A 16,409-nucleotide genomic window follows, 5' to 3' on the forward strand; every position below is an offset into this window, starting at 1 on the left:
GGCGCATGGCGACCCGATGGGCACGCCCCAGCCGCAGGAGGATATCTTGTGGAAGGGGCGGCCTGATCGCGAACTCCTCGCCCGATCAGCGTTTCACACGCACAAGGTGGGTTTGTATTTTGCCATTCTAGTCGCGATTTCGGCGGTGCTGGGCAATGTGACAACGGCGATTGTGTGCGCGGGGCTTGGTGTGCTGGCTGTGGCGATCCTTTACGGGCTTGCCGCCATCAGCGCCCGGACAACGCTTTATATCCTGACCGATACCCGCCTCATCCTGCGCATTGGCATGGCGATCGAGACGCGGGTCAATGTGCCCCTGAAGCACGTCACCTCGGCCAATCTGCGCGAACGCGGCAATGGCTTTGGCGATATTGCGCTGACCCTCGCGGGCGACCGTCTGCTGGGCTATGCGCTGCTCTGGCCACACGCGCGCCCATGGCGTTTTGCCAGCCCCGAACCGATGCTGCGCAGCGTGCCCGATGCAAAGGCGCTTGCAGCGACCCTTGCCAAAGCTTGCGCAAAACACGCCCCGCTCGACCAAAATTTGATCCAGATCAATGAAACGCGAAGCGCACGCGGCGATACAGGTTCAAACACCGGCCCTGATGCGGGCGCATTGGAAGGGGCCAGAGCATGATTGTTCGCGAATATGAAAAGGACGAAATCACCGTCCACCGCGTGCCGATCATGCTGATGGGCGGGATTGTCATGATAAGCCTTGCATTGACGTCGGCTGTCTCACTCGGCTTTTTCGAACGGCAAGCCATCCCCAGCGAAGCGCGTGACCAGGCGGGCACGACCATGTCGGCATCGCGCTCGCTCTATTTCTTCGATGAGGCCAATGGCGATGTACGGGTCGAGGACGCAGGCTCGGGCGAAGAGATCGCCCGCTTTGCTCCCGGGACAGGTGGCTTTGTGCGAACCGCTGTGCGCGGCTTTGCCTATCAACGGCGCGTCAACGGGTTCGGGGCCGAGGTGCCGTTCGATCTGATCGAATGGGATAACGGAATGCTGACGCTGGTCGATCCGACCACCGGGAAAGCCGTCGAATTGCACTCCTTTGGCGCTGGCAATCGTCAGACTTTCGCAAATTTTCTGATCGAGGAGCCGCAATAATGGCAGTGTTTGCAGTTAAGGGATCGACTGACACTAACTCCCCGCGTCTGGCCGGGTTCGCCCCGCCTGATGCCCGTGTATTCGATGCGCCCTGCACTATTACGGTCGAGCAAAGCCCAGAACATTTTCATGCCCATGTGGAATTGCCCGACAGCATTCTGATGGAAGCAGGCGACAAGGTTCGCGTCCACGGCGCACCGATCTCCATCCCCTTTGGCAGCCGCGAGGTGTTTGAGCGCAAGGCAACCATTACCCGCGCTGGACCGGTAAAGCGCGCCCTTACGAGGGTGGCGGCCTATTTCGACCTCGCAGAGCTTTACGAGGTGAGTTTCAACGCGGGGAGGATCAAATGAACGCGCACGCCCAGATCAAGGCCGAGCCCGGCAACATGATGACCAGCGAAGAAGCGATGGCTCTGGCGACACAGGACACCGTCTTGACGCCGCGTTTCTACACCACCGATTTCGACGCGCTCGATGCGATCGACGTGTCGCTTGTGCGCGAGGAATGGGACCAGCTGATCGCCGACATGGTGGGCGACCCGAACAAGACCCACTTTCGCCACAAGGATGATTTTGCAGGCATCATCGAAAGTCTGGAGCCCGAGCTTCGCGCCGAGTTCACCGATTTTCTGGTGAGTTCCATGACAAGCGAATTTTCGGGCTGCGTCCTCTATGCCGAAATCGCAAAGCGGACCAAGAACCCGGATGTAAAACAGCTTTTCAAACTGCTTGCCCGCGACGAAAGCCGTCATGCCGGTTTTATCAACGAAAGCTTGAAAGATGCAGGGATCGGGGTTGATCTGGGCTTCCTGACGAAGACCAAGAAATACACCTACTTCCGCCCGAAATTCATCTGGTACGCGGTCTATCTCTCTGAAAAGATTGGATATGCGCGCTATATCACGATCTACCGCCACCTTGAAAAGCATCCGGGAAACAAATTCCACCCGATCTTCGACTGGTTCGAGGAATGGTGCAATGACGAGTTCCGCCACGGCGAAGCGTTTGCGATGCTGATGCACGCGGACCCCGACCTTTTGAAAGGTCACAACAAGCTTTGGATCCGGTTTTTCCTCCTGTCGGTCTATGCCACCATGTATGTGCGCGACCACGCGCGGCCCGTATTTCACAAGGCGCTTGGCGTTGACCCGACGCAGTACGATTACGAAGTCTTCGACATCTGCAACAAAATCGCGCGGCAGGTTTATCCGGTCGAACTCGACATCGACAATCCGGAATTCCGTGCGCGCATGGAGGCGCTTCGCCAAGCGTCGATCCGTATCGAGGATGGCAAGGCGCAAGGCGGCCTTGGCGGCCTTATCAAGCGCGTGAGCGGCATGGCGGGCGCTGGCTATAACTTTGCCCGGATGTATTTCATGCAGCCGAAAACGCACGAATTGCCCGCCACCATCAGGCTTCATCCTGCATGGTGAGTTGGAGCGGCCATATTGTCCCGTTCATCGTGACGCTCGCCATCTGGTTCATGGCCACAGGCGTGATCGCGTTTTTCGCGAACGCCGGCGGAGAAACCCGCGCCCGCGGCGCATTCCGCAAGAGCGTGGCCGTTGGCGGCGCAGCTGGCATTGGCGGGTTGGTCACGATCCTCATTGCCTCGGCCAGCGTGTCACTCGGCGCGATTTACCTCTCCTTTGTCGGCGCCCTCATGGTGTGGGGCTGGCACGAAATCGGCTTTCTCACAGGAGCCTCCGCAGGCCCCCGGCGCGAGGCGCAGAGCCTTGGCGCGCGAGGATTTGGCAGGTTTACGCAAGCCAGCGCCACGGTCATGCACCACGAGATTGCGCTGGCGCTGACCGCGCTGATGCTGATCTCGCTTTCGTGGAATGCCCCCAACCAGATCGGGGCGACGGTGTTCGTCCTTCTGTTTGGCCTGCGCCTGTCGTCTAAGATCAACCTTTTCATCGGCGTGCCCAATTCCAGCGTTGAAATGATGCCGCAGCATCTGGGCTATCTCAAAAGCTATTTCGGGCGCAATCGCATGACATTCGTGCTCGCCGCATCCATCGCTGCGATCATTGCGCTTGCCGCGTGGTTTGCAACGCTTGCCATGGCAGCGCCAGCGCGAAGCCCGGAAATGGTGGGTGCAAGCCTCCTTACCGCCTTGTGCCTGCTTGGCGCACTCGAACATCTATTCCTGGCCCTGCCGTTTCGCGACGGGATGCTGTGGGGCTGGGCCTTTAAGCGCAGGAGCAATCCTGTATGATCGAATTCAAGACGACACGAACGAAAGAGCAGGGGGCACCCATGGATTTTGACGCATTTTTTGCAGAACAGCTGGACGGCGTTCGCGAGGAAGGGCGTTACCGCGTCTTTACCGACATCAAACGACATTGCGGCAAGTTTCCCCATGCGACCCGCTTTATCGAAGATGAAACAGAGCAAACGACCCAGGCCGTTACCGTGTGGTGCTCAAACGATTATCTGGGCATGGGCCAACACCCCAAGGTGATCGAGGCGATGCACAGCGTGCTCGACGAATGCGGCGCGGGCGCAGGGGGCACGCGCAATATCTCTGGCACCAATCACTACCATGTGGAACTGGAAGCCGAGCTGGCAGATCTGCACGGCAAGGAAAGCGCGCTTTTGTTCACCAGCGGCTATGTTTCGAACTGGGCGGGGCTTGGCACGCTTGCGGGCAAGATTCCGGGCTGCGTGGTGTTCTCCGATGCGCTGAACCACGCGAGCATGATCGAGGGCATCCGCCACAGCCGCGCGCCGTACAAGATATGGAAGCACAACGATGTCGAAGACCTCGACCGGCTGCTTTCCGAATATCCTGCCGACACGCCCAAGCTGGTCGCATTCGAGAGCGTTTATTCGATGGACGGCGATATTGCGCCCATCGCCGATATTCTCGACGTGTGTGAAAAGCACGGCGCGATGAGCTATATCGACGAAGTGCACGCGGTCGGCCTTTATGGCCCGCGCGGTGGCGGCGTTGCCGAACGCGAAGGGTTGATGGATCGCATCACCGTGATCGAAGGCACGCTCGGCAAGGCATTCGGCGTAATGGGCGGCTATATCGCTGCCAGCCGCGATCTGGTTGATTTCGTGCGCTCTTTTGCCAGCGGATTTATCTTCTCAACCGCCCTTCCCCCCGCTGTCGCGGCGGGCGCGGCGGCTAGCATCCGTCACCTCAAGCAGAGCAATCACGAGCGCGACCTTCAGAAAGAGCGCGTTGCCGAGGTGCGCCGTCAATTGGACATGATGAACATCCCTCACCTGCCCAATCCCAGCCACATCATCCCGGTGATGGTGGGCGACGCGGCCAAGTGCAAAATGATCAGCGATTGGCTGATGGATAATCACGGCATCTATGTGCAGCCGATCAACTATCCCACTGTGCCCGTCGGGACAGAGCGCCTTCGCCTCACCCCATCGCCGGTGCACGACACAGGCGATGTCACCCGGCTTATCAACGCGCTCAGTGAAATCTGGTCGCAATGCGAGCTTGCACGCGGACGCATTGCTGCCTGAAGCCGATACGTTCAAAGCAAAGAAAAAGGGCCCCGTCGGAAAATTCCAACGGGGCCCTTTTTATGTCCAGTGCCTCCGGCAAGTGCCGCAGGTCACTGAAAAACAGACTTATTCGTCGGTCGCATCAAGATAGGCGATGACGTCAGCGCGGTCCTGCGGCTTCTTGAGGCCAGGAAACGCCATGCGGGTGCCTGGCATATAATCGCGTGGCGCCTCGAGATATTCGAACATCACTTCGGGGGTCCAGGTGATACCGCTGTTCGCGTTGGCTTCCGAATAATTAAAGCCTTCGATTGAACCGGCTTCACGGCCAATCACGCCATAGAGCGACGGACCAACACCGTTTTTGCCTTCTTCAACGAGGTGACATGTGCGGCACTGTGCGAACACAGTTTCGCCAGCGGCGGCATCGCCAGTGAGATCAGCAAATGCAACATCGGCAGCAGGTTCTTCAGCTACCTCTTCTTCAGCTGCTTCTTCTGCCATTTCTTCAGTTGCAGGCGCTTCGGCCTCTGGCTCTTTGCCACCGCAGGCAGCCAAGGCCAAAACAGCGGGCACAAGGGCCGCGCCGATTACAATCTTACGCATAGGTTCTTTCCCTTTTCGTTCGAGAAGATCCGCGCCGGTAACACCGGCCCAGCCCTTCCGATTTGTATCCCACAGGCAAGAGATAATGGATTTCTCACCCCGGTTCAACGGACGATGAAGGTCAATTGCGCCCTCACTGGCCATTGGTCACCGATACAAGAACGGTCTGTCGCAGGCGTGGTTCCCCGCTGAACTGCAAAAGATGTCACGCAACTTCCGGCTTGCCCGATCAAAATCAGGGCGGGGAAAGCTGGCGCGCCAACATTTGCCTTTGTCGGGACGAACGCTAAACGTGGAAACCATGAAAACACTCGCATGGTACACAAAGCTCTCGCTCGGCCTCACGGCGTTTGTCCCGCTCTATTTCATGATAGCAGCGCTCGGCACGAAAATCGGCCTATGGGGCTGGATGACGGGCCTTGTCGGCATGACCTTCACCGCCGGGCCATTCGTGCTTGGCATTGCCTTTGTGGTGGCGCTTATGGTTGTGATTATCGGGCTTATCAACTGGACGGGCCGCAAGGCTGAAAAAGAGGACGGGGTCAAACGTCCGCGCAGCAAGATGGTCATGGGCGTCGGGATTATCGGCATGATCGTGCCGGCCGCATTCGCCCTGTTCGGCGTTGCCACCGCCTCCAAAGCGGACGACAATCCGATCCACGATATCGCAACCGATACCGCGACGCCTCCGATGTTTTCAGCCAAAGTGATTGCGGAGCGCGAAGAGGCCGGCGCCAATCCGCTCAACAATTACCAGACACCTCTTGCCGAAATCGAGATGTACAAGGGCGCTCCGCCAGAGCTTGCGATCCTGAGCCATGCTCAGATCATCAATGACGAATATCCCGAACTTTCACCGCTCCCCCTTGGCGGGGCGAGCCGCGCCGATGCGGTTGCGGCGGTGGCGGCCGCCATGGGCGCAATGGGCTTTAGCGACATCCGCCAGAACGCCGAAGAAGGCCGGGTTGAGGGTGTCGCTGAAACCTTCTGGTTCGGTTTCAAGGACGATGTGGTTGCACGCATAGGCGAGAGTGAGATCGACTTTCGTTCGGTCAGCCGCGTGGGTCAATCCGACCTTGGCGCAAACGCTGCGCGGATTGCCGAATTGCGCGAAAAAGTCGCAAACCAGATCGGACAGCGGTAGGCTCTATTTAAAGGTCGCGATAGCGAGAGCGCTTCGCTGGAAGACCGTGAGGACGCACAAGGCTGCATAGCCATAGGCGATCAACGCGAAGTGTGCCGGGAAAAGGCACATGGCGATGAATACCGCGATTGTCTCACCCCCTTCGGCCAATCCTGTTGAGTAGAAAAAGCTCTTTTCCCCGTGCGCCTGCGTTTCGTCACCACGTTCCGCCGCGGTGACGGCAAAGGCGAGGAAACTGACCCCCGTCAGCACAAAACTCGCGACCAGCACCAGCGCTGGCAGTGTGTTTTCGCTTGCCAAGATACCGAAACCAAGCGGCACCGAGACGTAAAAAGCAAAGTCTGCGACAATGTCGAAATAGCCGCCCAATGCGGTTGGCTTGGTAGCCCTCGCGACCGCTCCATCGAGCCCGTCGAGGAGCCGGTTGGCGATGATAAGCGCAAGGCCAAGGCCCATCTCATCCAAAGCAATCGCCGCCGCTCCGCCAAGCCCCAAGATTAGCCCTGCGAGGGTGAGCATATTGGCGGAAACACCGGCCCTTGCGAGGCTCTTGCCACAAGCGTTCAGGGGCGGGTCGATCAGGGGGCGCAGCTTGGCGTCAAACATGGGCGAAGATTACCATGGTCGCGCTACCATGTGACTACGCCAATCCAGGCGCCCGTCATGGCGGTCGCGATATTGCCCGCAATCCAGCTTTTCATGCCCAGCCCTGCGGCCTCTGCCCGGCGTTCAGGGCACAGCGTGCCGATGGTGGAAACAAGCAGGCCAACGCTGGCAAGGTTGGCCACGCCGCATAGCGCATAGGTGACGATCAGCAGGCTTCGCTCAGACAGCGTCCCTTCGGGAAGCGCGGCAAGTTCCAGATAGGCGACGTATTCATTGAGGATAACCTTCGTGCCCATGAGGCCGCCCGCCGCCTGAGCCTCTGTCCATGGCACGCCGATAGCCCACATGAAGGGCGCAAATATCCAGCCGAAGATGCGTTTCAAAGTGATCGGCTCGCCTTCGATGAAGGGAAGGACTGCAAGAATCTGATCGGTGAGCGAGACAAGTGCGAACACCACAATGATGATCGCGATGACTGCGAGGAACAGCTGCATTCCGTCCATCGTGCCCTTGACGATCGCATCAATGCTGGATTCGTATTTTAGCCCCTCTTCGCCATCCTCCGCCTCAGTCGCCACATCCTCGGCATTGCCCGGCACCATAAGCTTGGCGATCAGGAGCGCGGCGGGGAGCGAGACGAGGCTGGCCGAGATCATATGCCCCACCGCATCGGGCACGGTTTCGCGCAACGTGGTGGCATAAAGGATCAGGATAGCACCCGAAATCGTCGCCATCGCGAGCACCATGACCTGAAACAGTTCAGCACGGCTCATCCTCGCAAAATAGGCGCGCACCACGAGCGGACTTTCGACAACGCCAAGGAACATGTTCGCCCCGCCCGACAGGCCGACAACGCCGCTGACATTGAGGCTTTTGCGAAGGAGGAAGGAAAGGCCGTTTACCAGCCACCTTAAAACGCCCCAATGCCACAGAAGCGCTGCGAGTGCGGAAAAGACGATCACGAGAGGCAGAATCTGAAAGGCGATGATAAGGGGGGCATCCGCGCCCTCTTTAACCGCGAACGGCAGGTCCGCGCCGCCCAGATAGCCGAACATGTAGGATGAACCCGCCAGCGTCGCGCGCTCGATTGCGGACACCCCTTCATTCGCAAGAGTGATGACATCCCAAACGAACGGCACGCGAACGATCAGCAGCGCGAGCGCCAATTGCAGCCCCAGCGCGCCTGCAATCCATGCAAAACTAGGCCGCGAGCCGCGGTCCTCGCTGATCCCCCATGCGATTGCGACGAGCAGCGCAATGCCGAAAATCCCGCGAAATTGGTCGAACAGTTCCAAGCCCTTGAGGTCCTCTACCCGCGCCGCCAATCATGGAATTTCTCCACCAGCGCGAGCAGCTTTTCAGGCTTCCTCGCCTTCTTCCACTCGCCTGCGGCGAATTTGTTTGCCTCGGACATCGTGGGATAGGGGTGGATCGTCCCGATGATCGCATCGAGCCCCAGCTTGTGTTTCATCGCAAGCGTGTATTCGGCCAGCATTTCGCCCGCATGATACCCCACGATTGTCGCGCCAAGGATGGTGTCCTTGCCGGGCTTTGTAAGCACTTTGACGAAGCCCTTTGTCTCGTTCTCCGCAATCGCGCGGTCGCTTTCGTCAAGCTCGTAGGTGGTGACGTCATATTCGACGCCCTGCTCCTTGGCCTCGGCCTCATTCATGCCGACGCGAGCGATTTCCGGATCGAGGAACGTGACCGCCGGGATGACCCGGTAATCCGCCTTGAAGCGCCGGAATATGCCGAACAGCGCGTTGACGCTCGCATACCAGGCCTGGTGCGAGGCGACGTGGGTGAATTGGTAAGGCCCCGCCACATCGCCGCAAGCGTAGATATTGGGGAATTTGGTGCCGAGAAACTCGTCGGTGTTGACGGTTTTCGAGGTATCAATGCCGAGTTCCTCAAGGCCATAGCCCGTAAGCCGCGCCGCCCGCCCGACCGCCACGATCAGCGCGTCAAAAGGCACTTCTGCCACGCCGCCTTCGTGTTTTGCGTGTACAGCACCGCCCTCCACTCTCACCGCCTCGTGACCGAGGAGCACCGTGACACCCGCCTCCTCAAGCGTAGCCTTGGCGATGCTCGCAACTTCGGGGTCCTCCCGCCCCAAAAGCTGGTCCGACCGCTCGATCTGCGTGACGTTTGAGCCAAGCCGCGAAAGCGCCTGCGAAATCTCACAGCCAATGGGACCGCCACCAAGGATCGCAACGCGCGCAGGGGGGTTTTCCATGGTGGCAAAGGCATCCCACATGGTGTCCGAGGTGAGGTAACCCGAGCCCTCAAGCCCCTCGATATCGGGCACGAAAGGCGCAGCGCCCGCCGCAATCACGATCGAGCGTGTGGTCTGGCGAATGGTGGTGCCGTCACTGCGCGCAATCTCGACCGTCCACGGGTCGATAATCGTGGCATAGCCAAGCTGCACATCGACGCCCATGTTTTCGAACCGTTCGGGGCTGTCCATCGGTTCGATTGTCTTGATCGCCGCCATCACGCGCGCGATGGTCTTTTTGAACGGGACGGTGGGTTCGTGCGGCTCGATCCCGTATTTGTCGGCATGGCGCATCTGGGCTGCCACCTTGGATGCCTTGATCAGCGCCTTCGACGGCACGCAGCCAAAGTTGAGGCAATCGCCGCCCATCTTGTGGCTCTCGACCAGCGTGACCTTCGCCTTGACCGTCGAGCCGATAATCGCCGAGACAAGCCCCGCCGCGCCTGCGCCGATAACGATCATATTGCGGTCGAATGATTTGGGCTTGGTGTAGCCCTTGTAGACCTTCTGGCGCTGGATAAAGCCGACGATGGCCTTGGCGATCCACGGCACGATGGCGAGCAGGACAAAGCTGCCGATAAGGACCGGCGACAAGAGGCCCGAGGTGCTCTCAATCTGCGCCAGTTGCGTGCCAGCATTCACATAGACAATCGTGCCCAGCAACATCCCGATCTGGCTCACCCACACGAAGGTCCATGTCTTGATGCGCGTCAGCCCCATCACGAGGTTGATCACGAAAAACGGGATCGCCGGGATCATGCGCAGGGTGAAGAGGTAGAATGCGCCATCGCGTTTCAGCCCTTCGTTGATCGTTTTCAAACGGTCGCCAAAACGCCCCTCAATCGTGTCGCGCAGCACGAAGCGCGAGGAGAGGAAGGCGAGCGTTGCCCCGAGCGTCGAGGCAAAGGACACCAGCACCGTTCCCAGAACAAGTCCGAACAAAGCGCCCGCAGCGAGCGTCATGATCGCTGCTCCTGGCAAAGATGCGGCGGTTACTCCGACATAGACCGCGAAAAAGCCCGCAAGAACCGCGATCTGGTTCTCGGCGTAGAAGCCTTGCACGTCGTCAACGACGCCCTTGATGCCTTCAATCGTGAGATATTGCCCAAGATCGAAGTGGAAATAGGCCGCTACAAGCGCCGCAAGCGCTGCGAGAATCAGTATCTTTTTCACACACTACCCCTGTTGTCCTTCATCCATTCGCGATGAAGGTCGGCGCGGTTACACGCTTTTTTCCAAACTCGCGTATTTGGAAATCCACCGCTTGTCGATGGTCCCTTTAAGCTTTGCGACCCATGCGCCGCTTGCGGCAAACGGGCCATAACTTAAAATCGCGCTGCCGTTGCCGGTCGAGAGGAGATAGAGGCTGGCAGGGCGCGGGCGATAGACAGAGCCCACCTCGCGGCCCTGCACCGCATCGCGCAAGTTTCGCGCGATGTGCGGCCCTGCCATCACGGCGTGGACGCCCGAATGTTCTACACGGCGGTCTTGGCGCGATGCCACATCGCCAACTGCAAAGACATTTGCGTGACTGACCGAGCGTTGATGCTGGTCAACCGCGATGAAGCCTTTGGCGTCCACCGCCAATCCCCCCGCCTGCGGCCATTGGGGCGCGCCGCTGCCAAGCGCGGCAATCACGAGGTCTTGCGGTTCGAGTGAGCGAGATGCTGTCGTCAAATTGCCGCCATCAATCCGCGCATCCTCGGCGACCACGGTGATGCTCTGCGCGGCGAGTTCTTTTGCAACCTTGCGGCGGACCGCGCCGGAAAGCGATGGCAAAAGCCCGTCTGCGCCAGTGACAAGGGTGATGCGCGGCGAACTTGCGCCTTTTGCGCGATTACTCAGCGCAAAGGCGATTTCGACGCCGCCTGCCCCGCCTCCGACGACCGCGATGCGCTGCGCGCCGGAATGATCCTCCAGCTTCTCGACGAAGCGATCAATGGGCCGGATGTCGAGCAGCTTTGGGTGCTTGCCCAGAATACGCGGCGCCTGCCCGACCCCCCCGGTGTCGATCGACACCACATCATATTCGATGACCTGCCCACCGCCGGTTTTTACCCAGCCCGCCTCCGGATCGATGCCGGTGCACGGGCCAAGCAGCAATTGCGCGCCGGCACGCGCCGCCAATGCGCCCACATCCACGGTGCCTTCATCGCGGGCATATTCACCCGCGATCCACCCGGGAACCATGCCCGAATAGCGAAGCGTGCGATGGGGCGTGAGCAATGTCGCCTGCTCGCACGGCAAGCCGTTCTCGATCCAGTCGGCAAGGACAGCCACATGGGCATGGCCCCCGCCAACAAGGAGCAGATGTTTGTGACGCTCTGACATCGTTCACCGCGCTAGGTTGGGATCGTATTCTTGACTATACCATCAAAAGCCGCCGATGGTTACGACAGAGCTTTCAGAGCCTCTGGCGTGTCGATATCGGCGAGCCATTCAGGCGGACACGCCACCACTTCCCCTTGAGCGACAAGGACGCGCGCACCCTGATCGCCGTTGGATGCGGCCAGATCCTTGAAATAGCGCGAGGCGAAGAGCGCGGGCGGCATACGCGCCTCACCGATGGCCGAAACGGTGATCGGGGCAGACGCATCCCACTCCTCGATCAGCGCCTCGAAATGGGAGGGCGGGACGAGCGGCATATCGGCGAGCGCGATCAGAAGACCGTCGAGATCGGCTTGCTGCGCAGCGGTGGCAGCCAGCGCGACCGAGGTGCTCTGCCCCTCTCCGGCACGCAGGTTGATGAGCGGCTCGAACCGCCGCGCGCGCCAGTGGGGCTCGCACGGGTGGTCAGGAGCCCTGGTGATGACCCATGCGCGCTCGAACAATTCCACCGGCACGGCATCGGCGGCGTGCTCGCCCAGCGGGCGACCGCGGAACTCGGCGCACAGTTTGTCCGCATCCCCAAACCGGCGCGAGGAACCGGCAGCGAGCACCGCCACTCCTAAACGTCGTCCCATGATGCCTCTTCATATGTGCGGATCACTTCGGACAGCGTCGATAGCGCAAGAGTGTGCGGATCGCGCGAGGAATGGAACAGGCCGATGGGCGCATGGATCGTGGCGAGCTGATCAGGCGATACACCGCGCGCAGCCAGCGCCTCGCTGCGAAAGACATGAGCGCGCCTGCCGCCCATCGCACCCAAATAGAAATGCGGCATCGACAGCGCCGCTTCCATAAGATCGATCTCCCAATCGTGGTCGTGGAAAAGGAACACGGTTGCGGTCCACGGATCGCTTTTGAGAAGCCCCGTCTGATTGGTTCGGTCAAGACGCTGCGCAGCAATCCCGCGCGCCGCCAATTGCCCGATCAGCCGCGTGTCGGGTGTGAGCACATTGGCGGTGCAGCCGAAGCTGTCGCCAAGGCCAGCAAGCTGCTCGACGCTCGCGCCGTGGCCGATAATCTGGAGGTGCGGGCCGGGATAGTGGCCAAAGGTAGCAGACATGGTGGTGGGGGCGAATTGGGCTTCGCGCCAGCCGCTCACATGGCGAGGCCCATCGGGACCAATCGCTATAGCGAAAGGATTACGCCCCTCAATCGACGCAAGACAACTTGCGACAAAGCCCTCGTCCCTCACCTCTTGAAACGCCACATCAAGCCCGCCCCCGCACGGCAATTTGATGTCGAGATAAGGCGAGCCTGCGCCAAACCGCACCAGCCGCGGCTTGCCCTCTCCCAGCATATCCAGCGCCTCAGTCACCACCGCATTTTCGATACACCCGCCCGAAAGCGATCCGGCGTATGTGCCATCCTCGGCCACGCCCATCACCGTACCGGGGTTTCGCATCGACGAACCCTCAACCCCGCACACCGTCACCAGCACCGTGCGCTTGGCATCGGCCTGAGCCGAACTCAGAAATTGGAGGGTTTGGGGTAGGTCCATGTAAGGCCCTTCGTGCGTGAACCCTATTGGCCCGGGGCGTTATCGGTTTGCGCTGAAAGATAGGCGATGATGGCTTTGCGCGCTTCGCCATCGGGCACCGCGCCCGCCATCATTTCGCTTCCCGGAATATAGCCGGTCGGATCGGCGAGAAAGCCGTCAAGGCTGGCCTCGTCCCATACAATTTCGGAGGCGGCAAAGGCATCGGAATAGGAATAGCCATCAAGGCTTCCCGCCTCGCGGCCCATCACTCCATAAAGATTGGGGCCCGACGCCGAGCGCCCGTCGGGATCGACCGAGTGGCATCCGGTGCAGCTTTGAAAAGCATCCTCGCCAACGGCGAAAAGATCGACCGCGCCAGCAACAGTGGCCGAAGCTTCAGCTGCAACAACTTGCGGTGAACCCGGTTCGCGAACGACGATCTGCTCCACCACTTCCGGCTGTTCGGCCGAACCGCAGGCGGTCACCGAAATGGTGAGCAATCCTGCGGCGAAAATCGCCTTTCTGTGCATCCTTAAATCTCTCCCCTGATGCGAGCGTGTCACGCGAATTGCTTCGCCACCGGCAGCATACGCAAGCGCTTGCCCGTCGCGGCAAAAATCGCGTTGGTAAAGGCAGGTGCAGCAGGCGGCAATCCCGGCTCACCCGCCCCGCCGACCGGCACATCGCCGGAATTGATCAACGCCACTTCGATATTGGGCGTCTCGTCCATGCGCAGCATTCTATAATCGTGGAAGTTGCTCTGTTTAATCGCGCCGTCCTCAAGCTCCAGCTCGCCATACATCGCCGCGGTAAGGCCAAAGACGATGCCACCTTCGATCTGGTTCTTGAAGCCATCGGGGTTCATCACATAGCCCGCATCGCAGACCGCCCAGGCATTGACGAGCCTTGGTTTGCCAGAGGTCATATCGACCTCGATCACTTCGCCGACGATGGTGCCGAAACTCTCGACCATGGCAACGCCCTTGGCATGGCCTTCAGCCGTTTCGACATTCCAGTCGCTGATCTCGGCAAGCTTTTGAAGCACCGCCACGTGGCGGGCTGATCCTTTGAGCATTTCCATGCGATATTCGAGCGGGTCAGCCCCCGCCGCGTGCGCAGCTTCGTCGATAAAGCTTTCAATGAAAAAGCCCTGCTGCGAATGGTCGACCGAGCGCCAGGCCTGAAACGGCAGATGCAACTCTGCCGGCGCGACACGCACGGATGTGTTCGCAATGTCATACATCGCGGGCACGCACGCTTCGGCAGGGTCGTGGCGCTGGGTAAAGGCGTGGTCGAACGCGACCAGTTTGCCGCTTTCGTCAAGGCCTGCACGCATCCGCGCCAGATCAGCGCAGCGATAAAGCGCCTTTTGCGTGTCTTCCTCGCGGCTCCAGATCATCTTGACCGGATAGCCGGTCGCCGCCGCCACGCGCGCGGCCATCGACATTTCATCAGCGCCCAAACGCCGCCCGAAACCGCCACCAATATAAGGGTGGTGCACCGTTACATCGTTAGCCGAAATTCCAAGCGTTTCGGCAACACCGCTTCTTGCCATCAAGGGGACCTGCGTGCTGGCCCAGATGTCGCATTTGCCGTCTTTCACGTAAGCCGTGCAGTTGATCGGCTCCATCGGAGCGTGCGCAAGAAAGGGCACGCGGTATTCGGCATCAATCGTTGTCGCAGCCGAGGCGAGCGCCCCTTGCGCGTCGCCCTTCTTCGCTGCTTCATCGCCGCCTGTCTCACCCGCTTCGTCCAGAGCGGCGGCGAAGGCGGCGTATTGATCGTCCATGGTAAGGATCGGGCTTTCCGACCGGCTCCACTCGATCTGGATCGTATTGATCGCCTGTTGCGCCTGCCAATAGCTGTCAGCCACAAGCGCCACGAAATTGCCCATGTTGAGGATCTGGAGAACCCCGCTCATGGTCTTGGCCTGTTCGGCGTTCATGCTCACGACTGTGGTGCCGGGAACAGGCGGGCGCACCACGGCGGCGTAGGAAAGGTCGAGCCCCTCTGGCACGGCGTCGATGCCAAATTCGGCCGTGCCGTTGATCTTGGCGGGAATATCGGTACGCGCCTTGCTTTTACCCATGAGACGGTATTGATCCGGCGTCTTGAGGCGCGGCGTCTGGTCCATCGGCTGATGCGCAGCGGCGCTGGCAAATTCGGCATAAGGCGCGGATTTGCCCGACGCTTTGTGGATCAGGGTCGAGTTTTCGGTGGTAATTTCGCTTGCTGGCACATCCCAGCTTTGAGCTGCTGCCCCCACCAGCATCCCGCGCGCCGCAGCGCCCGCAATGCGCATCGAGTGTTGCCCCGTTGTGCGGATCGAGGAGGAACCGCCAGTGATCATCGCATCGGCCATCCGTGCGATTTGCGTGAACAGGCCGTTCCACGTCGGCTCGATCCAGTCGGCGGCGTTCATGGTGAAGGGCGCAACGAACATGCGCGCGGTGTCGGTCACAACGTAAGAGCCATCGGTGGGCGCTTGCTGCACGCGCACCTTGTCCCAGTCCGCGTCAAGCTCGTCAGCGAGCATTTGGGCAAGCACCGAGTGCGCGCCCTGCCCCATTTCGCAGTGGGGCACGATCGCGGTGACGATGTTGTCAGCGCCGATCTTGACCCAGCTGTTGACGAGGTTTTCACCAGCGCCCGCCACTTTCGGCGAAAGCGCACCCACCGGATTGCCGGGCCGCACGCCAATGCCAATCAGCAGCCCGCCGCCAGCGAGCACGCCTGCGCCGATAAAGCCGCGGCGGCTCCATTTGGCGAGTTTCGAGCGTTCCTTCTTATCAGGAGACATATCGTTCATCTTATGCCTCCTCTTCGCGGGGTTGAGCCTGTCCGCTGGCGACCTTGATCGCACGGCGGATGCGAGTGTAGGTTCCGCAGCGGCAGATATTGCCGCGCATGGCCGCGTCGATATCATCGTCACTTGGCGACGGGTTGTCGCGAAGGAGCGCGGTGGCGCTCATGATCTGGCCCGATTGGCAGTATCCGCATTGGGGCACTTGCTCTGAAATCCATGCGGCCTGAATGGCGCTGGCCAAACCGTCCCCATTCCCGGCCTCACCGCTCACGCCCTCGATCGTGGTCACCTCGCGGCCCTCGGCCATGCTCACAGGCGTGGAGCAAGAGCGGATCGGATCGCCGTCGAGGTGCATGGTGCACGCCCCGCACTGCGCAATTCCGCAACCGAATTTGGTGCCGGTAAGCCCCAATTTCTCGCGCACCGCCCAAAGGAGCGGCATATTGGGATCGGCGTCAATGGTGACGGCTTGCCCGTTGAGGACGAAATTGGCCACGGTGTGTCTCACTTGC

The 16,409-nt window shown here is 60.2% G+C and carries 17 protein-coding genes; 7 read left to right on the plus strand and 10 right to left on the minus strand.

Annotation, left to right across the window (positions count from 1 at the left end; translation table 11 throughout):
* The first annotated feature begins 16 nt into the window (after window positions 1–16).
* From puhB to hemA, 6 genes are read left to right on the plus strand one after another with little or no spacing between them, the layout of a single operon-like run.
* Window positions 17–637 carry a photosynthetic complex putative assembly protein PuhB gene (gene puhB, locus MWU38_RS11230; RefSeq protein WP_247271890.1) on the plus strand — a complete coding sequence of 207 codons (621 nt, stop codon included), beginning with the start codon at window positions 17–19 and terminating at the stop codon, window positions 635–637.
* Window positions 634–1,116: a photosynthetic complex assembly protein PuhC gene (puhC, locus tag MWU38_RS11235; RefSeq protein WP_247271891.1), complete on the plus strand. Its 483-nt coding sequence runs from the start codon at window positions 634–636 to the stop codon at window positions 1,114–1,116. The genes puhB and puhC overlap by 4 nt, the downstream gene beginning before the upstream one ends.
* Complete coding sequence (locus MWU38_RS11240; RefSeq protein WP_247271892.1) at window positions 1,116–1,469, plus strand: hypothetical protein; 354 nt, start codon at window positions 1,116–1,118, stop codon at window positions 1,467–1,469. Before puhC ends, MWU38_RS11240 begins: the two co-directional genes overlap by 1 nt.
* Window positions 1,466–2,551 carry a magnesium-protoporphyrin IX monomethyl ester (oxidative) cyclase gene (gene acsF / locus MWU38_RS11245; protein WP_247271893.1) on the plus strand — a complete coding sequence of 362 codons (1,086 nt, stop codon included), beginning with the start codon at window positions 1,466–1,468 and terminating at the stop codon, window positions 2,549–2,551. The genes MWU38_RS11240 and acsF overlap by 4 nt, the downstream gene beginning before the upstream one ends.
* A complete protein-coding gene (puhE, locus tag MWU38_RS11250; protein ID WP_247271894.1) occupies window positions 2,545–3,339 on the plus strand; it encodes a putative photosynthetic complex assembly protein PuhE in 795 nt (264 codons plus the stop codon). The genes acsF and puhE overlap by 7 nt, the downstream gene beginning before the upstream one ends.
* 41 nt (window positions 3,340–3,380) lie before the next feature.
* Window positions 3,381–4,613, plus strand: a complete 1,233-nt coding sequence (gene hemA / locus MWU38_RS11255) for a 5-aminolevulinate synthase (protein WP_247271985.1) — start codon at window positions 3,381–3,383, stop codon at window positions 4,611–4,613.
* 108 nt (window positions 4,614–4,721) lie between these two features.
* Here hemA and MWU38_RS11260 read toward each other — a convergent pair whose 3' ends face one another.
* Window positions 4,722–5,201 (minus strand): cytochrome c family protein, encoded by a 480-nt coding sequence (locus MWU38_RS11260; RefSeq protein WP_247271895.1) that lies wholly within the window; start codon window positions 5,199–5,201, stop codon window positions 4,722–4,724.
* Window positions 5,202–5,502: 301 nt separating this feature from the next.
* On the opposite strand from MWU38_RS11260, the gene MWU38_RS11265 reads away from it, so the two are divergent.
* Window positions 5,503–6,345, plus strand: coding sequence for a DUF1499 domain-containing protein (locus MWU38_RS11265; RefSeq protein WP_247271896.1), 843 nt, complete (start codon window positions 5,503–5,505; stop codon window positions 6,343–6,345).
* A 3-nt stretch (window positions 6,346–6,348) separates the two neighbouring features.
* Here MWU38_RS11265 and MWU38_RS11270 read toward each other — a convergent pair whose 3' ends face one another.
* The 9 genes from MWU38_RS11270 to MWU38_RS11310 are packed head-to-tail and all read right to left on the minus strand — an operon-like array spanning window position 6,349 to window position 16,393.
* Entirely contained in the window at window positions 6,349–6,951 is a 603-nt protein-coding gene (locus MWU38_RS11270) for a CDP-alcohol phosphatidyltransferase family protein (protein WP_247271897.1), read from the minus strand.
* Window positions 6,952–6,974: 23 nt separating this feature from the next.
* Window positions 6,975–8,246: a nucleoside transporter C-terminal domain-containing protein gene (locus MWU38_RS11275; protein ID WP_247271898.1), complete on the minus strand. Its 1,272-nt coding sequence runs from the start codon at window positions 8,244–8,246 to the stop codon at window positions 6,975–6,977.
* Window positions 8,247–8,260: 14 nt separating this feature from the next.
* Window positions 8,261–10,399 carry a bifunctional TVP38/TMEM64 family protein/FAD-dependent oxidoreductase gene (locus MWU38_RS11280; protein ID WP_247271899.1) on the minus strand — a complete coding sequence of 713 codons (2,139 nt, stop codon included), beginning with the start codon at window positions 10,397–10,399 and terminating at the stop codon, window positions 8,261–8,263.
* Between the two features lie 48 nt (window positions 10,400–10,447).
* Window positions 10,448–11,557: an FAD-dependent oxidoreductase gene (locus tag MWU38_RS11285; protein WP_247271900.1), complete on the minus strand. Its 1,110-nt coding sequence runs from the start codon at window positions 11,555–11,557 to the stop codon at window positions 10,448–10,450.
* A gap of 59 nt (window positions 11,558–11,616) precedes the next feature.
* A complete protein-coding gene (locus MWU38_RS11290; protein ID WP_247271901.1) occupies window positions 11,617–12,189 on the minus strand; it encodes a nucleotidyltransferase family protein in 573 nt (190 codons plus the stop codon).
* Window positions 12,174–13,112, minus strand: a complete 939-nt coding sequence (locus MWU38_RS11295) for an XdhC family protein (RefSeq protein WP_247271902.1) — start codon at window positions 13,110–13,112, stop codon at window positions 12,174–12,176. The genes MWU38_RS11290 and MWU38_RS11295 overlap by 16 nt, the downstream gene beginning before the upstream one ends.
* A gap of 23 nt (window positions 13,113–13,135) precedes the next feature.
* Window positions 13,136–13,621, minus strand: coding sequence for a c-type cytochrome (locus tag MWU38_RS11300; RefSeq protein WP_247271903.1), 486 nt, complete (start codon window positions 13,619–13,621; stop codon window positions 13,136–13,138).
* A gap of 29 nt (window positions 13,622–13,650) precedes the next feature.
* On the minus strand, window positions 13,651–15,900 hold the full coding sequence (locus MWU38_RS11305; protein ID WP_247271904.1) for a molybdopterin cofactor-binding domain-containing protein: 2,250 nt from the start codon (window positions 15,898–15,900) through the stop codon (window positions 13,651–13,653).
* Between the two features lies 1 nt (window position 15,901).
* Window positions 15,902–16,393: a (2Fe-2S)-binding protein gene (locus MWU38_RS11310; protein WP_348646888.1), complete on the minus strand. Its 492-nt coding sequence runs from the start codon at window positions 16,391–16,393 to the stop codon at window positions 15,902–15,904.
* Window positions 16,394–16,409: the final 16 nt, after the last annotated feature.

The sequence above is a fragment of the Qipengyuania sp. S6317L1 genome (assembly GCF_023015615.1).
Lineage (GTDB): Bacteria > Pseudomonadota > Alphaproteobacteria > Sphingomonadales > Sphingomonadaceae > Erythrobacter.

Bases quoted from the DNA above. Each gene is read 5' to 3' on its own strand.
- puhB (WP_247271890.1), top strand. From the start codon at position 17: ATGGGCACGCCCCAGCCGCAGGAGGATATCTTGTGGAAGGGGCGGCCT.
- puhC (WP_247271891.1), top strand. From the start codon at position 634: ATGATTGTTCGCGAATATGAAAAGGACGAAATCACCGTCCACCGCGTG.
- MWU38_RS11240 (WP_247271892.1), top strand. From the start codon at position 1,116: ATGGCAGTGTTTGCAGTTAAGGGATCGACTGACACTAACTCCCCGCGT.
- acsF (WP_247271893.1), top strand. From the start codon at position 1,466: ATGAACGCGCACGCCCAGATCAAGGCCGAGCCCGGCAACATGATGACC.
- puhE (WP_247271894.1), top strand. From the start codon at position 2,545: ATGGTGAGTTGGAGCGGCCATATTGTCCCGTTCATCGTGACGCTCGCC.
- hemA (WP_247271985.1), top strand. From the start codon at position 3,381: ATGGATTTTGACGCATTTTTTGCAGAACAGCTGGACGGCGTTCGCGAG.
- MWU38_RS11260 (WP_247271895.1), bottom strand. From the start codon at position 5,201: ATGCGTAAGATTGTAATCGGCGCGGCCCTTGTGCCCGCTGTTTTGGCC.
- MWU38_RS11265 (WP_247271896.1), top strand. From the start codon at position 5,503: ATGAAAACACTCGCATGGTACACAAAGCTCTCGCTCGGCCTCACGGCG.
- MWU38_RS11270 (WP_247271897.1), bottom strand. From the start codon at position 6,951: ATGTTTGACGCCAAGCTGCGCCCCCTGATCGACCCGCCCCTGAACGCT.
- MWU38_RS11285 (WP_247271900.1), bottom strand. From the start codon at position 11,557: ATGTCAGAGCGTCACAAACATCTGCTCCTTGTTGGCGGGGGCCATGCC.
- MWU38_RS11290 (WP_247271901.1), bottom strand. From the start codon at position 12,189: ATGGGACGACGTTTAGGAGTGGCGGTGCTCGCTGCCGGTTCCTCGCGC.
- MWU38_RS11295 (WP_247271902.1), bottom strand. From the start codon at position 13,112: ATGGACCTACCCCAAACCCTCCAATTTCTGAGTTCGGCTCAGGCCGAT.
- MWU38_RS11300 (WP_247271903.1), bottom strand. From the start codon at position 13,621: ATGCACAGAAAGGCGATTTTCGCCGCAGGATTGCTCACCATTTCGGTG.
- MWU38_RS11305 (WP_247271904.1), bottom strand. From the start codon at position 15,900: ATGAACGATATGTCTCCTGATAAGAAGGAACGCTCGAAACTCGCCAAA.